Origin of the sequence: Aquiflexum sp., from assembly GCF_041751335.1 — a bacterium.
Taxonomy (GTDB): domain Bacteria; phylum Bacteroidota; class Bacteroidia; order Cytophagales; family Cyclobacteriaceae; genus Aquiflexum.
Map to the genome: position 1 here is coordinate 1 of NZ_JBGSXS010000460.1, position 3,606 is coordinate 3,606.

The following is a 3,606-nucleotide window of genomic DNA, read 5'->3' on the forward strand; positions in this document are numbered from 1 at the left end:
CACAGGAGTAGATGGGGATGCACAGCGCATCTCGCAAATGGTCTGGATGCTCTTTATGAAGATTTTTGCAGATAAGGAAGAAGAATGGGAAATCACCATCGAGGGTTACCAAAGCCCGATTCCCGACAGACTGAAATGGCAAACTTGGGCAGCCAATGAAGAAGGTCTGACTGGCGATGCCCTGATGGACTTTATCAACAATGAGCTGTTTCCGGCCTTGAAAGAACTGGATTTCAGCATTAGTCCTCAGGCAAAGATTATCCGTTCGGTCTTTGAGGACACCTACAACTATATGAAAAACGGAACACTCTTCCGTCAGGTCATCAATCAGATCAATCGGATCGATTTCAACAGTTCCAAAGACCGTCATTTGTTTAATGATCTCTACGAAACCATCCTCAAGGAATTACAATCCGCAGGTTCATCGGGAGAGTATTATACCCCTCGGGCGGTGACACAGTTTATGGTGGATATCATCGATCCCCAACTCAAGGAAACCGTTCTCGACCCGGCTTCCGGTACGGGGGGATTCCTTACCTGTACCATAAACCATAAGAAGAAATTGGTTCAAAATGACCAAGACGAGCGAGACCTGCAAGCCACCATCCGTGGGATAGAAAAGAAGCCTCTGCCCCACTTGCTCTGCACGACCAACCTGATGCTGCATGGCTTTGATGTGCCTGCGGTGCGGAGAGATAATCTTCTCAGCAAACCTTATGCAGATTGGGGAGCGGGTGATAAGGTGGATATCATATTGACCAATCCTCCTTTTGGCGGTGTGGAAGAAGATGGGACGGAAACCAATTTCCCACAGAAGTTCCGAACCAAGGAAACAGCCGATCTATTCTTAGCCTTGATTATCCGATTGCTGAAAGATGGCGGTCGAAGTGCGGTGGTCTTGCCTGACGGGACACTCTTTGGTGAAGGTGTGAAAACCCGGATCAAAGAAGAACTGATGGAGCGGTGTAACCTGCATACCATCGTGCGCCTTCCCAATGGCGTATTCAATCCCTACACGGGGATCAAGACCAATTTACTGTTTTTCGAAAAAGGAACGCCGACCAAAGACATCTGGTACTTTGAGCATCCCTATCCGGATGGAGTCAAGAGCTACAACAAAGGCAAACCCATCCATATCAAGGAATTTGACTTGGAAAAAGCCTGGTGGCATGACAGGGAAAATGAAACCTACAGCCAATATGCCTGGAAGGTTTCTGCAGAAGAAATCAAAAACCGAGGATACAACCTGGACATCAAAAACCCACATCAGGTAGCAGATGATCTGGAAAGTCCTGAAGTCCTGCTAAAGAAATATCAAGCCTCCGAAAAAAAAATCTCGGACATCCAAGACGAAATTATCAAAGTCCTAACAGAAGCCCTACGCTAAGCCATGCAGTTATTAGAACATTTTAAAGAACTGACCCTGCATCCCCAAAATGCAGAAGAGCTGAGAGGGTTAATTTTGCAATTGGCTGTGCAGGGGAAGCTGACAAAGAAATGGCGAACCGAGAATCCAGATGTGGAGCCGGCTTCGGTTTTGATGGAAAGAATTAAGGATGAGAAAGAAAGACTTATAAAGAAAATGAAAATTAAAAGAGAGAAAACGCTTCCCAACATTGAGGAAATGGAAATCCCTTATAAACTACCGAAGAGTTGGGTTTGGTCAAGGTTAAATGATGTTTGTGAATATATTCAAAGGGGAAAATCACCCATTTATTGTGACATTCAAAAAATACCTGTCATCTCACAAAAATGTGTTCAGTGGAGCGGATTTGATATATCAAAAGCAAAATTTATTAGTGAAGAATCTCTAAAAAAATATGGAGAGGAAAGGCTTCTTCAAATCGGTGATTTATTGTGGAATTCTACCGGAGATGGTACTATTGGTCGTGTAATAATTTTTCCAGGTTCCAGCTTTGAAATTGTTGTTGCAGACTCACATGTCACTGTAGTTAGAGGCCTCAAAAATTTTATCGAACCCAATTATTTATGGCTTTTTACCGCAAGTCCATTAATCCAGAATTTGTTGGCAGGTAGAGTTTCAGGAAGCACAAAACAAACTGAACTTGCAACAGGGACTGTTAAACAAATGGAGTTTTCCCTCCCTCCCCTCGAAGAGCAAAAAGCCATTGTAGAAGTAGTCAATCAATTGTTTGCAGAAGTGGAGCAATTGGAAACTTTGACGAAAGAGCGGATTCAGCTTAAGTCAGACTTTGTGACTTCTGCCTTGAATCAGTTGACCCAAGCGGCTGAACATGATACCGCAAGTCAGTGGACATTTTTGCAACAACATTTCGGCACCTTTTTTACCGAAAAAGAAAATATCAAAAAATTTAGAGAAGGTATTTTGCAATTGGCTGTTCAGGGGAAGTTGACACGAGATTGGCGTGCCCTTCGACAAGCACAGGGAATACCATTCGAACACGCATCTATCCTACTTGAAAAAATCAAGGAAGAGAAAGAAAACCTGATCAAGGAGAATAAAATCAAAAAGGAGAAACCACTGCCTGAGATTTCAGAGGAGGAAATACCTTATGAATTGCCTGAGGGGTGGGTTTGGTGTAGAATGATTGAATTGTGCCAATATATTACTGATGGCACACATCAAACCCCTAAATATACTAAAGAGGGAAGAATGTTCCTTTCGGCAAAAAATGTAAAACCTTTTCAGTTTATGCCTGATGAACATAAATTAGTTTCAGAAGAGGATTTTGAAGGTTATCGCAGAAACAGAAAACCAGAATTAAATGACATTCTATTGACTCGAGTTGGAGCTGGAATAGGAGAAGCCACTCTAATTGATCAAGATTTAGAATTTGCAATATATGTTAGCATTGGGCTTTTAAAAATGTTCCCAAATCTCTTAATCCCAAATTACATAGTTATTTGGTTAAACTCTCCTGAAGGGAGGCAACATTCTTCTAAGAATACCTATGGGAAAGGTGTATCTCAAGGTAATTTAAACTTATCACTTATCAGAGGATTTATGGTTTCTTTACCTCCCTTAGAAGAACAAAAAGCCATTGTAGAAAAAGTCAATTCCTTAATAGCCCTCTGCGATAAACTAGAACAAGAAATAGAAAACCATCAAACTACTCAGGAAGAATGGATGCAGAGTTGTTTGAGGGAGGTGGTGGAGGGGTAGGGTTTTTTATTTTACCCAGCCAATTTCGAGAATCCTTACACTTGTTTTCTGAAATGAAAAATTACATTTTTATTAAAAATTAAATAGTATTCAATGCTTGAACCTATTAAAAGGCTAAATTCTATCCAGGTAATTTCAGAAACCAAAACAAAAGGCAGCTCGCCGCTTTTGGTGATAACTGATGATGACCAAGATTACTATATCAAAACATCCCTATATCAACCACCAAAAATGGAATTGATCAATGAGGTGCTATGCGCTTATTTTTTAAAATGTTGGAATATACTTTCGCCAGAGGTTGCATTGATAAAAATAGAAAATGAAGCTTTGGAAGCATATATAAAGGAAAAAGGACCTTTATCATCACGGTACAAATCAATTGATTTCGAGAATGAAATTTTCTTTGGTTCAAAAAGAATCAATCCACAGGTTGAATTTGATAAGCACTTCAAGGAATTATA

3 protein-coding genes are annotated in these 3,606 nt (G+C 40.7%); all 3 read left to right on the forward strand.

Annotation, left to right across the window (positions count from 1 at the left end; all coding sequences use genetic code 11):
- Window positions 1-1,387: N-6 DNA methylase (locus tag ACEW8U_RS23885; protein ID WP_373524572.1), on the forward strand; the 1,387-nt coding region annotated here is incomplete at its 5' end.
- A gap of 3 nt (window positions 1,388-1,390) precedes the next feature.
- Entirely contained in the window at window positions 1,391-3,145 is a 1,755-nt protein-coding gene (locus ACEW8U_RS23890) for a restriction endonuclease subunit S (RefSeq protein WP_373524573.1), read from the forward strand.
- A gap of 93 nt (window positions 3,146-3,238) precedes the next feature.
- The coding region (locus ACEW8U_RS23895) for a HipA family kinase (RefSeq protein WP_373524574.1) at window positions 3,239-3,606 on the forward strand (368 nt) is incomplete at its 3' end.

Excerpts from the sequence above, each read along its gene's own strand:
- ACEW8U_RS23890 (WP_373524573.1), top strand. The coding sequence starts at position 1,391 with ATGCAGTTATTAGAACATTTTAAAGAACTGACCCTGCATCCCCAAAAT.